This is a genomic window from Amycolatopsis sp. NBRC 101858 (assembly GCF_030269325.1).
Classification (GTDB): domain Bacteria; phylum Actinomycetota; class Actinomycetes; order Mycobacteriales; family Pseudonocardiaceae; genus Amycolatopsis; species Amycolatopsis ponsaeliensis.
This window is the reverse complement of the sequence record NZ_BSTD01000001.1, coordinates 299737-317860: the sequence shown is the minus strand read 5'-3', so window position 1 is coordinate 317860 and position 18124 is coordinate 299737. Positions and strand designations below refer to the sequence as shown.

General features: G+C 71.1%; 19 protein-coding genes. 10 read left to right on the top strand and 9 right to left on the bottom strand.

Annotation, left to right across the window (positions count from 1 at the left end):
• Nucleotide 1: 1 nt before the first annotated feature.
• From QSK39_RS01465 to QSK39_RS01455, 3 genes are read left to right on the top strand one after another with little or no spacing between them, the layout of a single operon-like run.
• Nucleotides 2–649: a TetR/AcrR family transcriptional regulator gene (locus QSK39_RS01465; RefSeq protein WP_285475848.1), complete on the top strand. Its 648-nt coding sequence runs from the start codon at nucleotides 2–4 to the stop codon at nucleotides 647–649.
• Nucleotides 646–846 carry a ferredoxin gene (locus tag QSK39_RS01460; protein WP_285475847.1) on the top strand — a complete coding sequence of 67 codons (201 nt, stop codon included), beginning with the start codon at nucleotides 646–648 and terminating at the stop codon, nucleotides 844–846. Before QSK39_RS01465 ends, QSK39_RS01460 begins: the two co-directional genes overlap by 4 nt.
• Complete coding sequence (locus tag QSK39_RS01455; protein WP_285475846.1) at nucleotides 843–2018, top strand: NAD(P)/FAD-dependent oxidoreductase; 1176 nt, start codon at nucleotides 843–845, stop codon at nucleotides 2016–2018. The genes QSK39_RS01460 and QSK39_RS01455 overlap by 4 nt, the downstream gene beginning before the upstream one ends.
• Here the strand turns inward: QSK39_RS01455 and glmS are convergent.
• Complete coding sequence (gene glmS / locus QSK39_RS01450) at nucleotides 1967–3790, bottom strand: glutamine--fructose-6-phosphate transaminase (isomerizing) (RefSeq protein ID WP_285475845.1); 1824 nt, start codon at nucleotides 3788–3790, stop codon at nucleotides 1967–1969. The two genes, QSK39_RS01455 and glmS, sit on opposite strands and share 52 nt — an antisense overlap.
• Before the next feature lie 39 nt (nucleotides 3791–3829).
• On the bottom strand, nucleotides 3830–4102 hold the full coding sequence (locus QSK39_RS01445) for a hypothetical protein (protein ID WP_284743808.1): 273 nt from the start codon (nucleotides 4100–4102) through the stop codon (nucleotides 3830–3832).
• Nucleotides 4103–4195: 93 nt separating this feature from the next.
• On the opposite strand from QSK39_RS01445, the gene QSK39_RS01440 reads away from it, so the two are divergent.
• Complete coding sequence (locus tag QSK39_RS01440) at nucleotides 4196–4927, top strand: class I SAM-dependent DNA methyltransferase (protein ID WP_285475844.1); 732 nt, start codon at nucleotides 4196–4198, stop codon at nucleotides 4925–4927.
• Here QSK39_RS01440 and dapA read toward each other — a convergent pair.
• Complete coding sequence (dapA, locus tag QSK39_RS01435) at nucleotides 4906–5772, bottom strand: 4-hydroxy-tetrahydrodipicolinate synthase (RefSeq protein ID WP_285475843.1); 867 nt, start codon at nucleotides 5770–5772, stop codon at nucleotides 4906–4908. The two genes, QSK39_RS01440 and dapA, sit on opposite strands and share 22 nt — an antisense overlap.
• Before the next feature lie 72 nt (nucleotides 5773–5844).
• Between dapA and QSK39_RS01430 the strand changes: the two genes are divergently transcribed.
• Together QSK39_RS01430 and QSK39_RS01425 are read left to right on the top strand one after the other, a co-directional pair.
• The gene (locus QSK39_RS01430) at nucleotides 5845–6726 is read left to right on the top strand and encodes a LysR family transcriptional regulator (RefSeq protein WP_285475842.1); all 882 of its coding nucleotides are present in this window, start codon (nucleotides 5845–5847) and stop codon (nucleotides 6724–6726) included.
• Nucleotides 6727–6802: 76 nt separating this feature from the next.
• On the top strand, nucleotides 6803–7162 hold the full coding sequence (locus QSK39_RS01425; RefSeq protein ID WP_285475841.1) for a VOC family protein: 360 nt from the start codon (nucleotides 6803–6805) through the stop codon (nucleotides 7160–7162).
• A 75-nt stretch (nucleotides 7163–7237) separates the two neighbouring features.
• On the opposite strand, the gene infA is transcribed toward QSK39_RS01425, so the two are convergent.
• From infA to QSK39_RS01400, 5 genes are all read right to left on the bottom strand, one after another.
• Complete coding sequence (gene infA, locus QSK39_RS01420; RefSeq protein ID WP_285475840.1) at nucleotides 7238–7462, bottom strand: translation initiation factor IF-1; 225 nt, start codon at nucleotides 7460–7462, stop codon at nucleotides 7238–7240.
• Nucleotides 7452–8234 carry a GNAT family N-acetyltransferase gene (locus QSK39_RS01415; RefSeq protein WP_285475839.1) on the bottom strand — a complete coding sequence of 261 codons (783 nt, stop codon included), beginning with the start codon at nucleotides 8232–8234 and terminating at the stop codon, nucleotides 7452–7454. The genes infA and QSK39_RS01415 overlap by 11 nt, the downstream gene beginning before the upstream one ends.
• A 170-nt stretch (nucleotides 8235–8404) precedes the next feature.
• Nucleotides 8405–9013, bottom strand: a complete 609-nt coding sequence (locus QSK39_RS01410; RefSeq protein WP_285475838.1) for a TMEM175 family protein — start codon at nucleotides 9011–9013, stop codon at nucleotides 8405–8407.
• Between the two features lie 23 nt (nucleotides 9014–9036).
• Nucleotides 9037–10533: a phosphodiester glycosidase family protein gene (locus tag QSK39_RS01405; RefSeq protein WP_285475837.1), complete on the bottom strand. Its 1497-nt coding sequence runs from the start codon at nucleotides 10531–10533 to the stop codon at nucleotides 9037–9039.
• A gap of 97 nt (nucleotides 10534–10630) precedes the next feature.
• Nucleotides 10631–11656, bottom strand: a complete 1026-nt coding sequence (locus tag QSK39_RS01400) for a hypothetical protein (RefSeq protein WP_285475836.1) — start codon at nucleotides 11654–11656, stop codon at nucleotides 10631–10633.
• A gap of 1133 nt (nucleotides 11657–12789) precedes the next feature.
• On the opposite strand from QSK39_RS01400, the gene QSK39_RS01395 reads away from it, so the two are divergent.
• The 3 genes from QSK39_RS01395 to QSK39_RS01385 all read left to right on the top strand — a co-directional run bounded on the left by QSK39_RS01395 (nucleotide 12790) and on the right by QSK39_RS01385 (nucleotide 15505).
• Nucleotides 12790–13737: a hypothetical protein gene (locus QSK39_RS01395; RefSeq protein ID WP_285475835.1), complete on the top strand. Its 948-nt coding sequence runs from the start codon at nucleotides 12790–12792 to the stop codon at nucleotides 13735–13737.
• 674 nt (nucleotides 13738–14411) lie between these two features.
• Entirely contained in the window at nucleotides 14412–14576 is a 165-nt protein-coding gene (locus QSK39_RS01390; protein ID WP_285475834.1) for a hypothetical protein, read from the top strand.
• Nucleotides 14576–15505 carry a hypothetical protein gene (locus QSK39_RS01385; RefSeq protein WP_285475833.1) on the top strand — a complete coding sequence of 310 codons (930 nt, stop codon included), beginning with the start codon at nucleotides 14576–14578 and terminating at the stop codon, nucleotides 15503–15505. The genes QSK39_RS01390 and QSK39_RS01385 overlap by 1 nt, the downstream gene beginning before the upstream one ends.
• 94 nt (nucleotides 15506–15599) lie before the next feature.
• Here the strand turns inward: QSK39_RS01385 and QSK39_RS01380 are convergent, their stop codons facing one another.
• Complete coding sequence (locus tag QSK39_RS01380) at nucleotides 15600–17582, bottom strand: APC family permease (protein WP_285475832.1); 1983 nt, start codon at nucleotides 17580–17582, stop codon at nucleotides 15600–15602.
• 165 nt (nucleotides 17583–17747) lie between these two features.
• Between QSK39_RS01380 and QSK39_RS01375 the strand changes: the two genes are divergently transcribed.
• Nucleotides 17748–18110, top strand: coding sequence for an STAS domain-containing protein (locus QSK39_RS01375; RefSeq protein ID WP_285475831.1), 363 nt, complete (start codon nucleotides 17748–17750; stop codon nucleotides 18108–18110).
• Nucleotides 18111–18124: the final 14 nt, after the last annotated feature.

Sequence of the window (18124 nt, the reverse complement as noted above, 5' to 3'; positions counted from 1 at the left end):
GGTGGACCGGGCGCACGCGACGCGGGAGGCGATCCTGACCGCGGCGGAACGGCTCTACGCCGAGCACGGCGTGCTCGCCGTGTCGAACCGGCAGATCAGCGAGGCCGCCGGGCAGGGCAACAACACCGCCGTCGGCTACCACTTCGGCACCCGGGCCGACCTCGTGCGCGCCATCGCCCGCCGGCACTCCGCGGCGGTCGAGGACTTGCGCGGGCGCATGCTGGCCGAGGTCGGCGACAGCGCGGACCTGCGCGACTGGGTCCGCTGCCTGGTGCACCCGTCCACCGAATACCTGGCCGCGGCGGGCCGGCCGAGCTGGTTCGCCCGGTTCACCGCGCAGGTGATGACCGAGCCGTCCCTGCGCTCGGCCGTCGCCGCGGAGACGCTGTCGTCGCCGTCGCTGGCGCGGACCGTCGAGGGGCTGAGCCGGTGCCTGCCCGAGCTGCCCGCCGAGGTCCGCGCCGAGCGCAACGCCATGACCCGCCAGCTGCTGATCCACACGATGGCCGAGCGCGAACGCGCGGTCGCCGAAGGCGGCGACACCCCGAGAGCCAGCTGGCGCGAAGCCGCCACCGGCCTGACCGACGCACTGGTCGGGCTCTGGCTCGCACCCGTGACCCACCCCCGCGAAGGAGAGGAACGACCATGAAGGTCACTGTGGACGAAGGAAAGTGCTGCGGCGCCGGGACGTGCGTGATGCTCGCGCCGGAGGTGTTCGACCAGCGCGACGACGACGGCATCGTGATCCTGCTCGACGAGACCCCGGGTGAGGCTCTGCACACGACCGTCCGGGAGGCGGCGAGCGTGTGCCCCGGCGTCGCGATCTCGGTGAGCGAGGACGCGTGACGGTCCTGGTCGTCGGGGCTTCGGCCGCCGGGCTCGCCACGGTGGAAGCGTTGCGGCGCAAAGGCTACGAGGAGCGCGTGACCGTGCTGGGTGCGGAAGCGCACCTGCCCTACGACCGGCCGCCCTTGTCCAAGCAGGTCCTCGCCGGGAGCTGGGCACCCGAGCAGGCGAGCCTGCGCACCCCCGATGCACTGTCCGCATTGGACGCCGACTTCGTGCTCGGCGACCCGGCTGTGCGGCTGGACGCCCGCACGCGGACCGTCCACACCGGAAGCGGGCGCACCCTGACCGCCGACGCGATCGTGCTCGCCACCGGGCTGTGGCCGCGCACCCTGCCGGGGCAGGACGGCCTCGCAGGTGTCCACGTCCTGCGCACGCTCGACGACGCGCTGGCCCTGCGCGCGGACCTGGCACCGGGCAAGCGGGTGGTGGTCGTCGGGGACGGCGTCCTCGGCGCGGAGATCGCGGCGACCGTGTGCGGCCTGGGCGTGGCGGTGACGCTGGCCGGGCCGCAGCCCGCGCCGCTCGCGTACCAGTTCGGGCCCCTGGCCGCCGGGCTGCTCGCCGAGCTGCACGCCGCGCGCGGTGTCCACTTGCGGCTCGGCGCGGCGGTCACCGGACTGTCCTCACAGGACGGACGCGTCACCGGCGTCTGCTTGGCGACGGGAGAAGAGCTGCCCGCCGACGTCGTCGTGGTGGCGTTCGGCGCTGCACCGGTGACGGACTGGCTGGCGGGCAGCGGGGTGCTGTGCGACAACGGCGTCGTGTGCGACTCCCGGTGCCGGGCGGCGGACGGGATCTACGCGGCCGGTGACGTCGCCCGCTGGCACCACGAAGGCCTCGACGTGCTGCTGCGCCTGGAGAACCGGACCAACGCGACCGAGCAGGCAGTCGCCGTCGCGGGGAACATCCTCGGTGACGACCGCCCGTACACGCCGGTCCCGTACTTCTGGACCCACCAGTTCGACGCGCGGATCCACGTGCACGGCACGCTCTCCGCGGACGCGGAGGTGTCCATTGTGGATGGCGACGTGACGGCGGGCCGGTTCGTGGCCGAGTACCGCGAGGGCGGCCGCGTGACCGGGGTGCTCGGGTGGAACATGCCCAAGCAGGCCCGGGTTCACTCCACCGTGACGGACTTGGCGAGGTTGCGCGGCTTGTCGATGTCGTAGCCCAGCGTCAGCGCGGCGTGGTAGGCGAGCAGCTGCAGCGGGATGGTCAGCAGGATCGGGTCGAGCTCCGGCTCGGTCCGCGGCACCACGATCCGCGGGACGTCCAGCTCGCCGAAGTCGACGTCGTCGTGCGTCACGGCCAGGACCGCGCCGCCGCGGGCCCGGATCTGCTGCATCGCGGCGAGGTTGCGGTCGGCCAGCTCGTCGGCGGGCACGATCGCGACCGTCGGGAGCGACTCGTCGATCAGGGCGAGCGGGCCGTGCTTCAGCTCGGACGTCTGGTAGGCCTCGGCGTGGCGGTAGGAGATCTCCTTGAACTTCTGCGCGCCTTCGCGGGCCACCGGGAAACCGCGGACGCGGCCGATGAAGAACAAGCTGTTCGCGGCGGCCGCGACCTTCGCGTGCTCGGCGATCTCCGCTTCCGCGGCCAGGACCGTCCGGATCTGGTCCGGCAGCGCGCGGATCGCCTCGATGATCCGCTGTCCGTCCGCATTGGACAGATCGCGCACCCGGCCGAGCGAGAGCGCGATCAGCGCGAACCCGACGGCCATGTTGGTCAGCGCCTTGGTCGAGGCGACCGCGATCTCCGGGCCGGCGTGCAGGTAGACGCCGCCGTCGCAGGCGCGGGCGATCGTCGAGCCGACGACGTTGACCAGGCCCGCGACCCGGCCGCCCTTGCGCTTGATCTCTTCGACGGCGAAGGCGGTGTCGATCGTCTCGCCGGACTGGCTGACCGCGATGTAGAGCGTGTCCGCCTCGATGATCGGGTTGCGGTAGCGGAACTCCGACGCGGCTTCGGCGTCGGCCGGGATCCGGGCCAGCTCCTCGATCATCGTCGCGCCGATCTGCCCGACGTAGTACGCGGAGCCGCAGCCGAGGATCTTCACGCGGCTGAACCCGCGCAGTTCGCGGGGTGTCAGGTTGAGGCCGTCGAGGCGGGCGACGCCGAACCGGTGGTCCAGCCGGCCGCGGATCATCCGCTCGACGGACTCGGGCTGCTCCTGGATCTCTTTGGCCATGTAGTGCGGGAACCCGCCGAGGTCGAGGTCTTCGGCGGCGATGTCGATCTCGGTGGCCGGCTTGGTGGTGTCGCTCTCGTCGACGGTGAAGGTCCGGTAGCCGGTCGCGAAGACCGTCGCGAACTCGCCGTCGTCGAGGTGCGCGACCTGCGAGGTGTGCCGGACCAGCGCGGCGAGGTCGCTCGCGACGAACATCTCGCGCTCGCCGACGCCGATGATCAGCGGCGAGCCGTTGCGCGCGATGACCAGGCGGTCCGGGTGCGCGGAGTCGGTGACGGCGATCGCGTACGTGCCGGTGATCCGCGAGACCGCCTCGACGACGGCGTCTTCGAGGGTGTCGGCGCTCGACCGCGCGATCAGGTGGGCGAGGACCTCGGTGTCGGTCTCGGAGGTGAGCTTGACGCCGGCGTCGGCGAGCTGGGCGCGCAGGGCGTCGGCGTTGTCGATGATGCCGTTGTGGACGACGGAGATCCGGCCGTCTTCGGAGGTGTGCGGGTGCGCGTTGTCCTCCGACGCGGGACCGTGCGTCGCCCACCGCGTGTGACCGATGCCGACCTTCCCGGTCAGGCGCTTGGGCAGCGCGGCGGTGAGGTTGCGGACCCGGCCGACGACGCGGTGGACCTGCGTGGTGTCCTTCGGGCCGAGGACGGCGATGCCCGCGGAGTCGTACCCGCGGTACTCGAGCCGGGTCAGGCCCTCGAGGAGGATGGGGGCGGCGTTCTGGCCGCCGATGTAGCCGACGATCCCGCACATGGCGAACCTCTTCTTCTAGGGGGCTGAGTCGGGCCTGTTTCAGCCGTAGACGATGCGGCGCAGCTGGCGCTCGGACAGGTCGGGCGCGGCGACGAGCCGGCCCCGGAGCTCGGCGGCGATCAGCGGGAAGATCTCGGGGTTCTTCCGGCCTTCGGCCTGCAGTTCGGCGTGCCTGCGGCGCACGTACTGCTCGGTGGGTGTCCGGTAGAAGGCGAGGACGTCGTCGACGACGCGGGCGGCCACGCCCGGCGGCAGGCCGGTGGACGCGGCCACGCGCTCGACGATGTCGGTGTCTTCCACGCCGGTCATCATGCACTGCGCGGGAGTGAAACCCAAATTCTTGCCCGAAATCGGGCAAGTTCAAATCGTTGGACAGTTTCAGGGGTTGCGTCGAGGGTGGTCCGCGTGCGCCAGGAAGACATTTGGGACGTCGAGACCGCCGAACGCTACGACACCCCGGGCCGCGGCGTGTTCGCGCCCGAGGCCGTCGACCCCGTCGTGGACCGCCTCGCCGCGCTGGCCGGGGGCGGGCGGGTGCTGGAGTTCGCCGTCGGCACCGGCCGGATCGCCGTCCCGCTGGCCGCGCGAGGCGTGTCCGTCACCGGCATCGAGCTGTCGGAGCCGATGCTGGGGCAGCTGCGGAAGAAGGCCGACCTCCCGGTGGTCGTCGGGGACATGGCGACGGCCGCGGCCCCGGGCCGCTTTTCGCTGGTCTACCTGGTCTTCAACACGATCGGGAACCTGCTCACCCAGGACGAGCAGGTCGAGTGCTTCCGCAACGCGGCCCGCCACCTGGACCCCGGCGGCCGGTTCGTGATCGAGCTGGGCGTCCCCGAGCTGCGGCGGCTCCCGCCAGGGCAGGCCGCGGTGGTGTTCGGCGGCGAGTCCGGGTACCTCGGGGTGGATACCTACGACACCGTGCGCCAGCACCTGGTGTCGCACCACTTCACGTTCGGCGAGGGCCGGTCGGCGCGGCTGGGGCGGTGTCCGCAGCGCTACATCTGGCCGGCCGAGCTGGACCTGATGGGCCGGCTGGCGGGCTTCGGGCTGGAGTCCCGGCACGCGGACTGGACCGGCGGGGAGTTCACGACGGAGTCGTCGTCGCACGTGTCGGTCTACCGGCTGCCCACGAGCTGACGGATGGCCGGCCGGTCGTGGCCCTCGACCAGCGGGAGCCGGACCGTCGCGTGCGGGAGCACGCCCAGTTCGGCCAGCGCCGCCTTGGCCGTCGTCACGCCGGGGCCGGAGCGCATGATGGCGTCGGTCAGCGGGAGCAGTGCGTCGTTGATCTTCCGGGCCGACTCGAGATCGCCGCGGCGGACCGCGTCGATGAGGCCCGCCGTGCGGTCGGCCGTCACGTTGGCCACGACGCTCACCACGCCCGCCGCGCCGCACGCCAGGTACGGCAGGTTCAGCTCGTCGATGCCGCAGTAGTACGCCAGCGACGTGCGGGTCATGACCGTCATCGCCTCGAACAGGTCGCCCTTGGCGTCCTTGACCGCCCGGATCCGGGGGTGGGCGGCCAGCTCGATCAAGGTCGACGGCGTCATCGCGATGCCGGCCCGCGCCGGGACGTCGTAGAGCATCACCGGCAGCTCGGTCGCGTCGGCCACCGCCAGGCAGTGGGCGATCACCCCGGCCTGCGTCGGCCGGGAGTAGTAGGGGCAGACGAGCAGCAGCCCGTCCGCGCCGGCCGCCTCGGCTTCGCGGGCCCGGCGGACGCTCGCGGCCGTGTCGTAGGTGCCGATGCCGGCGATCACGCGGGCCAGGTTCCCGGTCCGTGCCACCACGCTGCGGACGAGCCCGGCGGCTTCGGGCTCGGTCAGGGTGGGGGACTCGCCGGTGGTCCCGCCGACGACGAGGCCGTCGCAGCCGGTGGCCAGCAGGTGCTCGACGAGGCTCGCGAGGCCGGGTTCGCTGAGCGCTCCGCCGGGCTCCATGGGGGTCACCATCGCGACGAGGTTGGCGCCGAAATCGGTCATGGTTCGACCTTGCCCGGCGCAATTGATGTGGTCCAGCGATGCTTTCTTGCCGATATTGCGTAATCTGGCTTAATGATCGAGGTAGGTGCGCTCCGGGCGCTGCGGTCGGTGGCGGCGCTCGGGACGCTCGCGCGGGCGGCCGACGAACTGGGGTTCACGGCGTCCGCGGTGTCGCAGCAGCTCAAGCGGCTGGAGCGGCAGGTCGGGGTGCCGGTGCTCGCGCCGGCGGGCCGCGGGGTCGTGCTGACCCCGGCCGGGCAGGCCATCGCCGACTCGGCGCCGGAGGTGTTCCAGGCCTTGGAGCGCTGTGCGGAAGCGGCCCAGTCGGTCTCCGAAGGCGCGCCCCGCGGCACCCTGCGCGTGGTGGCGTTTTCGACCGCCATCCGCGGCCTGCTCGCGCCGGTGCTGGGCGGGTTGTCGGTGCGGTGTCCCGAGTTGCGCGTCGAGATCACCGAGCAGGACCCCGACGAAGCCCTGCGCAGCGTCGACGCCGGGACGGCCGACCTCGCCCTCGTCCACGACGCCGACGGGCTGCCGGCCGCGCAGCCGCCGTCGGTGACGCAGCGGCTGGTGCACACCGACGTCGGCGACGTGGTGATGAGCCGGTCACACGCGCTCGCGTCGGAGGCCGGCCCGCTCGACGGCCTCGCGGGCCACGCGTGGGTGACCAGCCCGCCGGGAACGGTGTGCCACCAGTGGTTCCGGCGCCTGTTCGCGGACGCACCGGAGGAGCCGGACGTCCGCCACCTGGTCGACGACTTCGCGACGCAGCTGTCGTTGGTCGCTTCCGGTGAGGTGCTCGCGCTGGTTCCCCGCTTGGCCCGGCCCCCACTGGGCGAGGACCTGGTGGCGCGTCCGTTGCGGCGCCAGCCGAAGCGGGAGGTCCACGCGGCGTGGCGGCGCAGCGCCGACGCGAGCCCGGCGATCCGGGCGCTGCTGGCGGAACTCGGCTAAGCTGATCGTGAGCGGGTGCAGCGTCGGAACGCCCGCCCGGCCCACCTTTTGGCGCACCGAGCCGAAGGAGTGCGCCTTGATCACGTTCGCCGGGATGAGCCTGCCCGTCACCGACCTGGACCGTTCGGTCCCCTTCTACGAATCCCTCGGGTTCACCACCGAGATCCGCAACGGCCGGTTCGTGTTGCTGCGCCTGGAAACCGCGACGCTCGGGTTGCTGGAGCTCGGCGCCGTCGTCGAGCGGGAAGCCGATCGGCTGCGGCAGTTCGTCCAGGTCGAGCTCCTGGCCGACGACCTCGACGAGCTGTACGCGGACTTCGTCGCCCGCGGGGTGCCGGTCCCCGGCCCGCCCCGGGACCGCGGCTTCGAGCGGCAGCTGCAGCTGCGGGACCCGGACGGCTTCACGGTCGAGTTCGCCGATCGGAGCCCGCGCTGAGCTCTCCTCGCCACGCGGTCGTGAGTGTTCAGGACGGTTCTAACCGTCCTGAACACTCACGACGAGCCGCGGTGACTAAGACCGGTAGCGGAACAGGATCCGGCCGCGGCTCAGGTCGTACGGGCTCAGCTCCACCAGTACCCGGTCGTACGGCAGGATCTTGATGTAGTTCTTCCGGATCTTGCCGCTGATGTGCGCCAGCACCTGGTGCCCGTTCGGCAGCTCCACCTTGAACGTGGCGTTGCGCAGGCACTCGAGCACGGTGCCCTCGACTTCGATGCCCCCCGCCTTATTCGCCATGGCGCACCAGCTCCAGGTTGCTGCCGGCCCGCCGGGCGCCGACGCTCTCGAACAGCGCCGTCGCCGCCGGGTTGGCTTCGTTCACTTCCGCCGATGCCGTCGGGATTCCCGCGGTGTGCAACGAACCCAGCACCTCGGACAGCAGCGCGCGGGCGATGCCGCGGCGCCGGTGGTCCGCGCGGACCGCGATCAGGCCGATCCGGGGCAGCCGCGTCACCTGCACCACCCGGACCAGCCCCACGTACTCGCCCGCTTCGGCCGCGGCCGCGTACAACGCCGGGTCCACCACGGTGTCCCCGGGCGGGTGCGGCCGCACCTCGGCCGGCATCTCCTGCCAGCCGACCGTCGCCTCGACTTCGGCGCGGACCACGCGGTCCAGCGCGCGCAGCGGACCCTCCGCAGCCGAGCCGCGGGGCACGATCGTCACGCCCGGCGGCGGGAGCACCCGGCCGCCGCCGGTGGGCACGACGTACTCCCACTCGCGGCGCCGGGTCGTGAAGCCGGCTCGTTCCCAGCCGGCCGTCAGCTCGACGTCGGTCTCGTCGACGATCGTGTGGAGCGGGGCCGGGAGCTCGGCCAGCATCGCGTCGGCGAGCTGGTCGAAGACCGAGCGGTGCCAGGCATCGACGCTGACGAAGGTCCGCCCGTCGGGCCGGGTCGACGCCTCGCCGCGGCCGACCACCCGGTCGTCCTCCAGCGCGTGCCAGTGCCGCGGCGCGATCCGCGTGATCACCACCGCGGGCTCACCCGAGGTGAAATGCGTAGTTTGCATAGGTCTGTACCTTTCGGGAGTGCTTGAAGCGCTCCCGGCGACCCCTACGTCAGTCGCCCGACCGTGACGACGAGGGGAGCACCCACATCGAAACAGCGTTCATGGGGCTCACCTCCCGGCGTCGAGTCACGGTCACCGGCACGATAGCGGGCCGCCGCGGCCCGGCCCACTCATTTACCGGCGCGCCCCAGTGCCCGGCGGACGATCGTCGACGGGAACGCCAGCAACAGCAGCACGTAATAGCCGAAACCGGGCTTGATGAACCCGACGATGACCGCGAGCGCGAACACGGCCGAGCTCACCACGAAGTTCCAGAGCGTCTCGTCCGACACCGGCTCGGCGTCCCCGCGCACCTGCGGGTTGCGGCGGACGATGACCACCAATGCCGTGTGGCACAGGCTGCTGGCCAGCAGCGTCCCCAGGTAGAAGACGACGGTGAAGCGCTCGGACTGGTACGCGCCGATCAGCTCGCTGGGGAAGGGCAGCAGGGCGATCGTCAGCAGCCAGCAGAAGTTCACGCGCACGAGCGCGGTGCTGTAGGCGCGCACGTGCTCGAAGATGCGGTGGTGGACGGACCAGAACCGGCCGATGACGACGAAACTGAGCAGGAAGCTGACGATCTTCGGCCAGTTGTCGGTGACGGCTTCGACCGCGGGCTTGTGCTCCGAAACCAGCTCCGGCACCAAGTCGGTCAGCGGCAGGACCAGCAACGTCAACGCGATCGCGACCACGGCGTCGGTGAAGAACACCAGCCGCTCGGATGATTTCTTCTGCTCCACGCGGTCATCCAACCACCCGGTGATCAGCGCCGGGGCAGCACCAGCAGCGCGTCGCCGACCGGGCGCTCGCCCGTCGCGTCCGAGGGGGAGCTGACCAGCTTGCCGTCGATCGCCATCGCCGTCGAGCCGCCGCCGTCGAGGTTGATCGCGGTCACCGCGCCCAGCCGCGCCATCAGCCGCGCGCCCTCGATCAGCGAAAGCCCTTCGGCGAACCCCGGCTGACGGCCGTCGGCGGTGACGATCAGCAGCCGCCCCTGGCGGTCGAGGCCGACCATCGTGCGCGGGTTGCGCTTGACGCCCCAGCCGTACACGAACGACGGGTCGCCCGGGTGCACGATGCCGTCCGCCGCCGCGTTCACCGCGATCCGGCCGCCGCGGACCAGCCACGGGCCGCCGTTGACGACGCCGGCGGGGTGGATCGGCCGGCCGGCTTCGAAGATCCGCGTCCCGACCGCCAGCTTCGCGCCCGGCCGCGCGTGGTCGCCCAGCCAGGTCGCCGCTGTGCCGATGCCCTGCACGGTGTGGCCGCCGGCGGGCACGTCGCCGCCCGCGGGACGCACCGCCGTGACGACGTCGTGGGCGTCCAGCACGGCTTCGACGCCGTCGCCGGCCGGGGTGGGCGTGCCGAGCTGCGGCGTGAAGAGCACGAGCTCGTCGGGGTGGGTGCAGGTCGTGTCGTGCAGCGGCCGGTCCGTCGGGACGTCGCCGGGCTCGCCGCAGTTGCGGATGAGGCCGGGCTTGCGGTTGACGCCGTCGACCTCGTGGCCGCCGACGGTGAGCGCGGTCCGCGGGACGCCGATCGAAGGACGGTCGCCGAGCAGCAGCGCGGGCCGCCCGGTGGTGGCTTCGCTTTGCAGGAGGCCCTGGTAGACGCCGATGCCGGCCGGTTCGCCGGGGATGCCGTCGCGCGGGTCGATGACGAAGAAGCCGCCGTTGGTCCCGACGAGCGCCCCCGCGGCGGCCGACAGCGCCGACGTCGTGCGCCGCCCCGCGACCGACTCGCCGTGCGACGCGACCACGTCCCCGCGGAACCGCCGCGGATCGACCGTCGCGACGCGGATGCGTTGCGGCCCTTGCGCTTCGGGCCCGTCCTGCCCGGTCCATTCGACGGCGTTGGTGAAGCCGTTCGCGGTCATGGCACTCGCGGTGGCGGCGGCCTGCGCGCGGTCGGCGAAGGAGCCGACCCGCACCCGCCAGCCGAGGGCACCGCGCGGCGTGTCGCTGAACGCCGGCCAGTCGACCCGCTCGGCGCGGGCCGCGAAACCCTTGCCCCGCAAGGACGTCACGAGGACATCGGCGTGCTCACGGCTGCCGAGCGCGGTCGGCGGCGCGTCCGGATCGGGGCTCGACCCGCCGGGCACGAGCGCAGTGACGGTCCAGGTGTTGTGCCCGGTGCCGTCCCCGCTGACGGTGGTGGAGACGGTCAGCCCCGGCGCGAGACCCGCGGCCGAGGCCGGCGTGCTCAGCGCCAGGGTGAGCGCGGCGGACAGGGCCAGGGCGAGCGGCGCCGGAGTCTTCACGCGAAGCAACGTACCCAGCCGGGGTGACCGGCGCACGGGTTCCCGAAGAACTCTCGGTGTAAAGCGGTCCCGAGGAGCCGTGATCAGCGGAACGACCTCACCCCGGACGACGTGACGACCGCCCGTTCCGCGTCGGCGCAGCTGGTCGCCGGCTGACGACTCGTTCGGTGCCGGCAGGCGAGGCCGGGTCCGGTCGTTCCAGCCATTCGACGTCGTTGCGGAATTCCCATTGCTGCGGGCGCCCGGGAGCGATCTGCTCGAAGATCATGCTGCGGAGGGTGTGGTCGTCGAGGAACGGGTACTGGTAAACGCGGAGCAGATCCACTTGGCGCTGGACCAGCCGGTCGAGCTGAGAGGCGACCTCACGGTGGCGCCGGCCTTCGTCGGAGCTACGCCGCTGCTGCGGAGGATGAACCTGTCCGCGGAGGGCGGCGACCTCCGCTCGGAGCGACTCGTTCTCGGTCTCCAGCTCGCGGTAAACGCGAACTGTGGAGAGGAGCAGTGTCGTCGTGTTGTCGAGTCTCTCCTGCAGGCGGGCGAGCTCAGTGCTCTGGATGCCGCCGGTGGCTGCGGCGGAGCCGCCTCCGACGGCATCCGGTGAACTCGCGCGGATCATGCCGACGTCGACCGTGCTCTCGGTCGCCCAAGCGGGAAGCCGTGGCTCGATCTCGTCGGCCGCCGGGATCTCGCATCCGGTCGCCTGCTCGTACAGCGCGGCGGCGACGGCAAGTGCTTCCGGCAAGTGCTCCACCTGCACCTGAACGGTCAGGGCGTCGCGAATCCGGTCCCAGCCGGCGCACCGGACCGCCGACTTGCCCAACCACTTGCTCATCGAATCGCGCAGTGATTCGGCTGTCCTGCCGAAGGCCCAGTGTCCTTCCCGGCCGGCGTAGGTTTCATGTAGCCGCCTCGCCACGGACGTGATGCGGCCGTGATCGTCGCTGAGCATCACGACCAGGTACAGCACCAGCACCCGCGTCGCGGGGGTGAGCTTGTCCCGATGCCGGAAATCATCGGTCGAAGACAGGCCACTGAGGACCGACCGGCCGCGTCGGGCCGGCCATCGCAGCGGCTGATGGGGTACCGGTGAGGCCGGGCCGTCCTCGACGGGTTCTTCCTTCATACGGTGCGCCTCCACCAACGCCCGTCCTTTCACTCGCACTCACGGCGCTCCCTCGGCAACCCCCGTTGCCGCTCGTCCCGACTGTGAAAGAGGAGCCCTTTCCAGATTCTCCGAACCTCGTACCTCTCCAGCCAGCCGGATCCTGGTTCAGGCGAACGATGCGCAACCTGGTCCGGGCGGCGTGCCTTGCGGTCGTGCCACGGTGGGTTCGACCGAATGTCGCAGCGTCACGTTGTGCAACGTGCCGGTCTGGCGTCCACCTGTCGGGCAGGGCGGGCGTCCCCGTTGAGGAGGACAACCTAGCGGGTGACGGATGACTACGCGGCGTGGACCCGGCTTTGGCCTGCCAAGGCCGGCGGTGTGCGGGAGAATCGTCCGGCTGACCGAAGGGGGAACGAGGAAAAGCCCGGCGGAACCAGGGTTCTCGCCGGGCTTTCGTGGTCACCGGTGTTCTCTGTCGAGCGACCGGCACTGGCGCCGAGCCCAGGTGATCTTCGTGCACCCGAAGATCACCTGGGAGCCCGGCTACTCGATCCCCACCCGCGTCGAGGTGTGTCGAGAAACCGTGATTCCTGATCCGGCGAAGTGCGATTATCGCTGCTTCCGGATTGGAATTTCCCTCGGTGATCAATGTAGCCGCTGGTCAAGGGTCGGGCCATACCTATCACCCGCTTATCGGAATAGATCCGGACAGAGGGTTTGTGCCGCGCACGTGCGCGGAGTGTTGCTGAGCAGGGGTTTCTCCGCGATGACCGGCCGGGCAAGTTAGACGGCATGTGATCCGCGACACAACTGGTCGGTAACTTGCACCAGCCGTTTCACTTGCCGTCCGAGCCGGACAAAGTCGGACAATGGAAACGCGGTCGGCCGACTTGGAAAATGTGACCCGTTCGTGTTCGATTGTCGATGAGCTGGATCGAGTGACCCATCGCATCCACGGCGGTGCACCCCGCCGCGACCGGGTGCCTGGTCCGGTTCGCCCGTCCCCATCCGCGTCGGCGTCCCGTCTGGGCGTGCAGGAATCAGTTGAGGATCTCCATGAAGATGTGCTCGTTGTTGCGATACCCGCTGCCGGTCGGCCGGCGGTGCAGAAACAGCGTTCGTGCGGCCGAGCGGGTGGTGGGACACCTGCCGTGATCGCGGACCCCGAGTTCGCGGCGCGGGACCTGCTGCGCCGCCTGCACCTGCTGATCGCCGGGTATCCGGTGGAGCGGCACCGGGTCGAGATCATGGCCGCCCTGCCCGACGTACCCGAACAGGTGTTGTCCCTGGCCTGGGATCCCGAGGCCACGGTGTTGCTCGCGCCGGAGATCTATGTCGCCGTCGTGCGGGCCTGCCGTGGTGGCGACGACGCCGTCGCCCGGATGTTCGTGCTCTACGTCCGGGCTGTGCTCGCTCGCGACGCTGTCGATTCCGGTGGCCTGGGCGTCACCGGCGACCGACTCGATCCGGCTCGCATCGACCTCGCCCTCACCGTGCCCACGGTGCCTTCGGCTCGTCCGGAACCTCCGGCACCGGCCGGCCGTCGTCCGGCCGGCCGGAACGCGGTGGACCAGCCGACCGTGCCGCGGTTGCGGCTGCCCACTTCGGGACTGGGGCTCCCGCCGGAGCTGCAGGAAATCGGTACCCAGGCTCAGTTCGCGACCTACCTGAAGACCTTGATCGCCGATTCCGGCCTGACACTGCGACAGTTGGAGAAGGCGACCAAGGAGTACGACAAGACCGCGGTCAGTTGCCGCAGCACGCTGTCCGACGCGTTCGGCCGGGGCACTGTGCCGAAGAACGAGCGGACGCTGGAGGTGCTGCTCATCGTGTTGATCAGTCAGGTCAGCGGCCGTGACGCGGACGGAGCCACGGTGCAGCGGCGCGTGGCGGAGGCGTTGCAGGTCTGGCGGCGTGTGCTGCGGGTGCGTCCGGAAAACGCGCCGGTACTCGTCGCCGGACGCGCGAGTGGTTGCCCACCGGTGTGCGACGCCGTCTTGGAAGAGTTGGCTCGCGCCACCCAGGCCGCGATCGCAGAAGGATCGCCCGAAGCTTCAGGTCTCGCTCGTGCGCAGCGAATCCTGCGCGGCATCGCGTGAACCTGTGGCGGCAAGTGTGCGGCCGGTGAACTCGCCCGGCTCAGCCCGGCGACGGGCGAGCCGGGCGAGCCGGCGACGGGCCGCCGCGGCAACGGCGCCTCCCGTCGGTTCCCTGGTGCTCCGGCCGGTCACAGCAGCAAGCCCAGGGCCGTGCCGCACCGGACGACACCGGACACGACACGACTCGAACATACCGCCTCGCCGCGAGGAGGACCTGCTCGAGTTGGACAGGTGGAACGGGTGCCTACCTGCGGCGATATGGCCCGACCTGCCGGGTTGCCGCCCTCTCGCGCTATTCGCGGCTCGAGTATTCACTGTCCAAATCGGCCGTCAAGTTGGACGGATTCCCTGCTGTACAAGACTTTTTCACGTCGATTACCGTCTTCGGGGCACCCGCCGGCCGCGGCCTCGTGCAAGGATGTCGGCCAGGCACTTCCGATCGCGTGGTGTGCACGCGGAAGCTCCCCGCCTGACGGGACGGCAATCCCGGCGGCGGCGACCTGAGACCACAGTCTCCGGCCGGTCACCTCGCAGAACGCCGCCCGGCACACCCGGGCGGCGCCGAAAGTCCATGATGGGAAAGAAGCATGTCCTCATACCCTCCGCCGACCACCGCTGTGGTGTCCGCAGCCGACGAGCCCGGTCCTGGCCGGACGCCTTGGTCGATTCCCCAGGTGCTCGCCCTAGCCGTCGAGCTGGGCTTCGTCGGCTGGATGTTGTGCCAGCACCAGTCCCTGGTCACTGCGCTCGAAGCCGCGGGCGGAAGCACGGCGCTGGTGCTGGGCATCGGCACGGTGCCGGCCGTCGTGCGCAGGCTCGCCGGCAAGGCGGCAGGCTGATGACGGCCGCTCACGACGGCCGCGGAATACGAGAGAAGAAGCAGTTCGCGGACGAACGGCTCGCCAACGCGATCAACGATCTCGACAACACGGGCGGACGGGGCAGGATCGTCACCGTCCTGACCAGCGCGCCTCCGCGCAAGTCAGCGGCCGGTTCAGCCGCGCACCGCGGCAGGCACCCGGGCCAGCCGGCGTCGGCGAGCCAGGCGGTCATCCACGGTGGCGTCGGAACCTTGCTCCTGCCTCAGGACGAGCTGATCGTCGACAGTCCGGTGGACTTGGCCCGGCTACTGGCCCGGTGCATGGCGTCCGCCGGGCTGACCGCGGGACAGACCGCGGCGAAGTCGGGAATTCCACGCTCGCAGACGTACTACCTGATCGATCCGAAACGGAACTCGTTGCCACGTAAGGAAGCCCAGGTTCGGGCGTTCTTGACTGCCTGTCGCCTCCATTGCCGGCAGGTCGATTTCGTGCTGATCCAGTGGCGTCGGCTCGACGCCGACCGCGGGCGCTACAAGGTCGCGACGACGTTGCCGGCCGGTCGGCCCAGCGTCCCCTCGCCGGCGGATGCGGCGTCCGGTACACAGAACCGAGCGGCCGTAACAGCCAGGAGTTCATCCGAAATCCGGCTGTGCAGTCCCGAAGTGCCGGCGATCTCGCGCCGAGCTCCGGCCAGATCGCGGTTGTCCAAACCGGAGGCATCGGCGACGTCGCGCCGAGATCTGGCCGGGTCCGTTGTCGTGGTACTGCTCGGCGGGATTGCCCTGGTCGTCGATCCGACCGCCATCTCGTCGGTGATCACCACAGCGATGGCCACCGCGATCGTCGTCGGAAAGGTCCTGCGGCTGAAGGAGCGGCTCGGCTACGCTCTGCGCGTCTGGGTCATGCAAGCGGCCGCACCTGGTGGCGAGCACTCGCCTTCCAGATGAGGGCACCCGGGCGCGGCGCGACCCTGCGGGTACGCGCCGTGCCCGGGTATCACGACGACCGGGCCGGCGCACGGGTTCCGCGTGAACTCCCGGGTCAGCCGCCCACGTGTATGCCCGGCCGGCGGGCCGGGTCCTTCTCCGTGCTGCGGATGATCTCCCGGACCACCGGTGCCGTGTCGCCGCGGCCCAGGATCAGGTAGCGGAACAGGTGCCCGAGCGGGTTTCCCTCCGCCCACTCGAAGTGGCACTGCGGCCGGACGCCCGTGACGTCGCGCAGGGCGAGCAGGACCGCGGCGATCGCGTTCGGTGCCGCGGGGCTGTCCGCGCGGAGGATCCGGTACCCGTCGATGTCCACGCCGCGCACCTTGAGCACGTTGGCGAACTCCGACGGGTCCACCACGTCGATCTCGAGGAAGATCACGTCGGCGGCGCCGGGGACCGGGTTCAGCGAGCGCTGTTCGGCTTCCTTGGCCGAGTACTCGGCTTCGTCGCCGCCCTGGCGCTTGTTCGCGATGATGTGCAGCTTGCCGTCGTGGGCCAGCGAATCGGTGATGAACCGGCGTGCTTCCTCGTCGAACTCGATGCGCTCGGCACGCAGCTCCGTCGTCCGCGAAACCCGCGAAACCAGGGACACCACGATGATCCCGAGGATGAACAGGGCCGAGATCGCGATGCCGTCCGGCTTTTCGATGACGTTCTCGACGAGCGCGTACAGCAGCACCAGCGTCAGGACGCCGAACCCGATCGCCGCGCCGCGCTGGCTGTGCCGGATCGCCGAGATGGTCACCGCGACGGCACCCGAGACCATCATCGCGAGGATCCCGGTCGCGTACGCGCCGGCCTGCGCGTTGACGTCGGCGCCGAACGCGACGGTGATCAGGATGCTGATCACCGTGTAGACGATCACCACCGGCCGCACCGCGCGGCCCCACTCCGGCGCCATGCCGTAGGAGGGCAGGTACCGCGGGACGATGTTGATCAGCCCGGCCATCGCCGACGCGCCGGCGAACCACAGGATCAGGACGCTGCTGATGTCGTAGGCGGTGCCGAAGATCTCGCCCAGCTCGTGGTGGGCGAGGTAGGCCATGGCGCGGCCGTTGGCCTCGCCGCCTTCCTTGAACGCGTCCGCCGGGATCAGCACGGTCGTGATGAAGCTGGTCGCGATCAGGAACACCGACATGATCAGCGCGGCGACGGTCAGCAGCTTGCGCGTGTTGCGGACCCGCGACTCCATCCGCTCTTCGGCGGTCTTCCCGTCCGCGGCGACCAGCGGCATCATGCTGACGCCGGTTTCGAAGCCCGACAGGCCCAGCACCAGCAGCGGGAACGCGATCACGGCGGGCCCGATGACGCCGGTGAACCCGCCGCCGCCCGCGGTCAGCGCGTCGGTCCAGCGGGAGAGGTCCGCGGAGTCGCCGAGCAGGTCCACCAGGCTGACGACGGTGACCACGGCGTTGAGCAGCAGGAAAACGGCGACGAGCGGGATGGCGACGCCGACCGCCTCGCTGAAGCCCAGCAGGAACACCCCGCCGAGGATCAGCAGCAGGACGACGGTGATGAGCACGGCGTGGCCGTGCAGGAAGCCCGGCAGGTACGGGTTCTCCAGCATGTGCACGGTGGCGTCCGCCGAGGACAGCGTGATCGTGATGATCCACGACGTCGCGACGAACCCGAGCAGGGTGAGGACGAAGAGCTTCCCGCGCCAGAACGGCAGCAGGTCCTCCAGCATCGCCACCGAGCCCTGCCCGTGCGGGCTTTCGCGGGCGACGCGGCGGTACATCGGCAGCATGCCGAGCAGCGTCAGCGCGACGATCAGCAGCGTCGCCAGCGGGGAGAGCGCCCCGGCGGCGAGCGCGGCGATGCCGGGCAGGTAGGAGAGGGTGGAGAAGTAGTCGACGCCGGTCAGGCACATGACCTTCCACCAGGCCTGCGGCGTGCCGTGGTCCTCGCCGCCCTGGCGGCCGACCGGCGCGACCCGGTGCTCCAGCAGCCAGCGGGCCACCCCGGAGGCCGGCGGCTTCGGCGGTACCGGGCTGTCGACGCTCGCCGGTACGGTCACCTCGGGTGAAGCACCCATCCTCGTCCCCTCGTCCCTGGACAGTCAGGGGCACAGAATGCCCGACGCCGGTGGGGCCCGGCGGCGCAGGTGGCCGGTCGGCGGCGCCGCTCGGCTCCGGCGCGCCGAATCGCTGACAAAACGATGCGGGCCCCTTAAGGTCGGGCACCGGCGGGAGGAGACGTGGTGGCCGACAAGCTGGCGGTGCGGGTACGCACGGTGCCCGAAGCCGTCGTCGTGGCGGCCGACGGCGACCTGGACCTGGAGACGGCGCCGGTGCTGCGCGCGCGGGCCGGGGCGGTGCTGGCCGACCGGCCGGAGGCGCTCATCGTCGACCTGGGCGACGTCGGCTTCTGCGGCTCGGCGGGCCTGCAGGTGCTGGCGGAGCTGGTCGCGGAGACGGCGGACGCCGGCATGCCGCTCGCGCTGGTCGCCGCCCACTACCCGGTGGTGCGCGTGGTGCGCCTCAGCCAGCTGGACGAGGCCGTCGCGCTGCACGCCACGGTGGACGACGCCCGCGCGTGGATCCGGCGGCAGCCCGGGCGGTGAGCCCGTTCGATGCA

What these genes read in the sequence shown, in the direction of transcription:
- QSK39_RS01460 (WP_285475847.1), top strand. Translation starts at nt 646, where the DNA reads ATGAAGGTCACTGTGGACGAAGGAAAGTGCTGCGGCGCCGGGACGTGC.
- glmS (WP_285475845.1), bottom strand. Translation starts at nt 3,790, where the DNA reads ATGTGCGGGATCGTCGGCTACATCGGCGGCCAGAACGCCGCCCCCATC.
- QSK39_RS01445 (WP_284743808.1), bottom strand. Translation starts at nt 4,102, where the DNA reads ATGATGACCGGCGTGGAAGACACCGACATCGTCGAGCGCGTGGCCGCG.
- dapA (WP_285475843.1), bottom strand. Translation starts at nt 5,772, where the DNA reads ATGACCGATTTCGGCGCCAACCTCGTCGCGATGGTGACCCCCATGGAG.
- QSK39_RS01430 (WP_285475842.1), top strand. Translation starts at nt 5,845, where the DNA reads ATGATCGAGGTAGGTGCGCTCCGGGCGCTGCGGTCGGTGGCGGCGCTC.
- infA (WP_285475840.1), bottom strand. Translation starts at nt 7,462, where the DNA reads ATGGCGAATAAGGCGGGGGGCATCGAAGTCGAGGGCACCGTGCTCGAG.
- QSK39_RS01415 (WP_285475839.1), bottom strand. Translation starts at nt 8,234, where the DNA reads ATGCAAACTACGCATTTCACCTCGGGTGAGCCCGCGGTGGTGATCACG.
- QSK39_RS01400 (WP_285475836.1), bottom strand. Translation starts at nt 11,656, where the DNA reads ATGAAGGAAGAACCCGTCGAGGACGGCCCGGCCTCACCGGTACCCCAT.
- QSK39_RS01385 (WP_285475833.1), top strand. Translation starts at nt 14,576, where the DNA reads ATGACGGCCGCTCACGACGGCCGCGGAATACGAGAGAAGAAGCAGTTC.
- QSK39_RS01380 (WP_285475832.1), bottom strand. Translation starts at nt 17,582, where the DNA reads ATGGGTGCTTCACCCGAGGTGACCGTACCGGCGAGCGTCGACAGCCCG.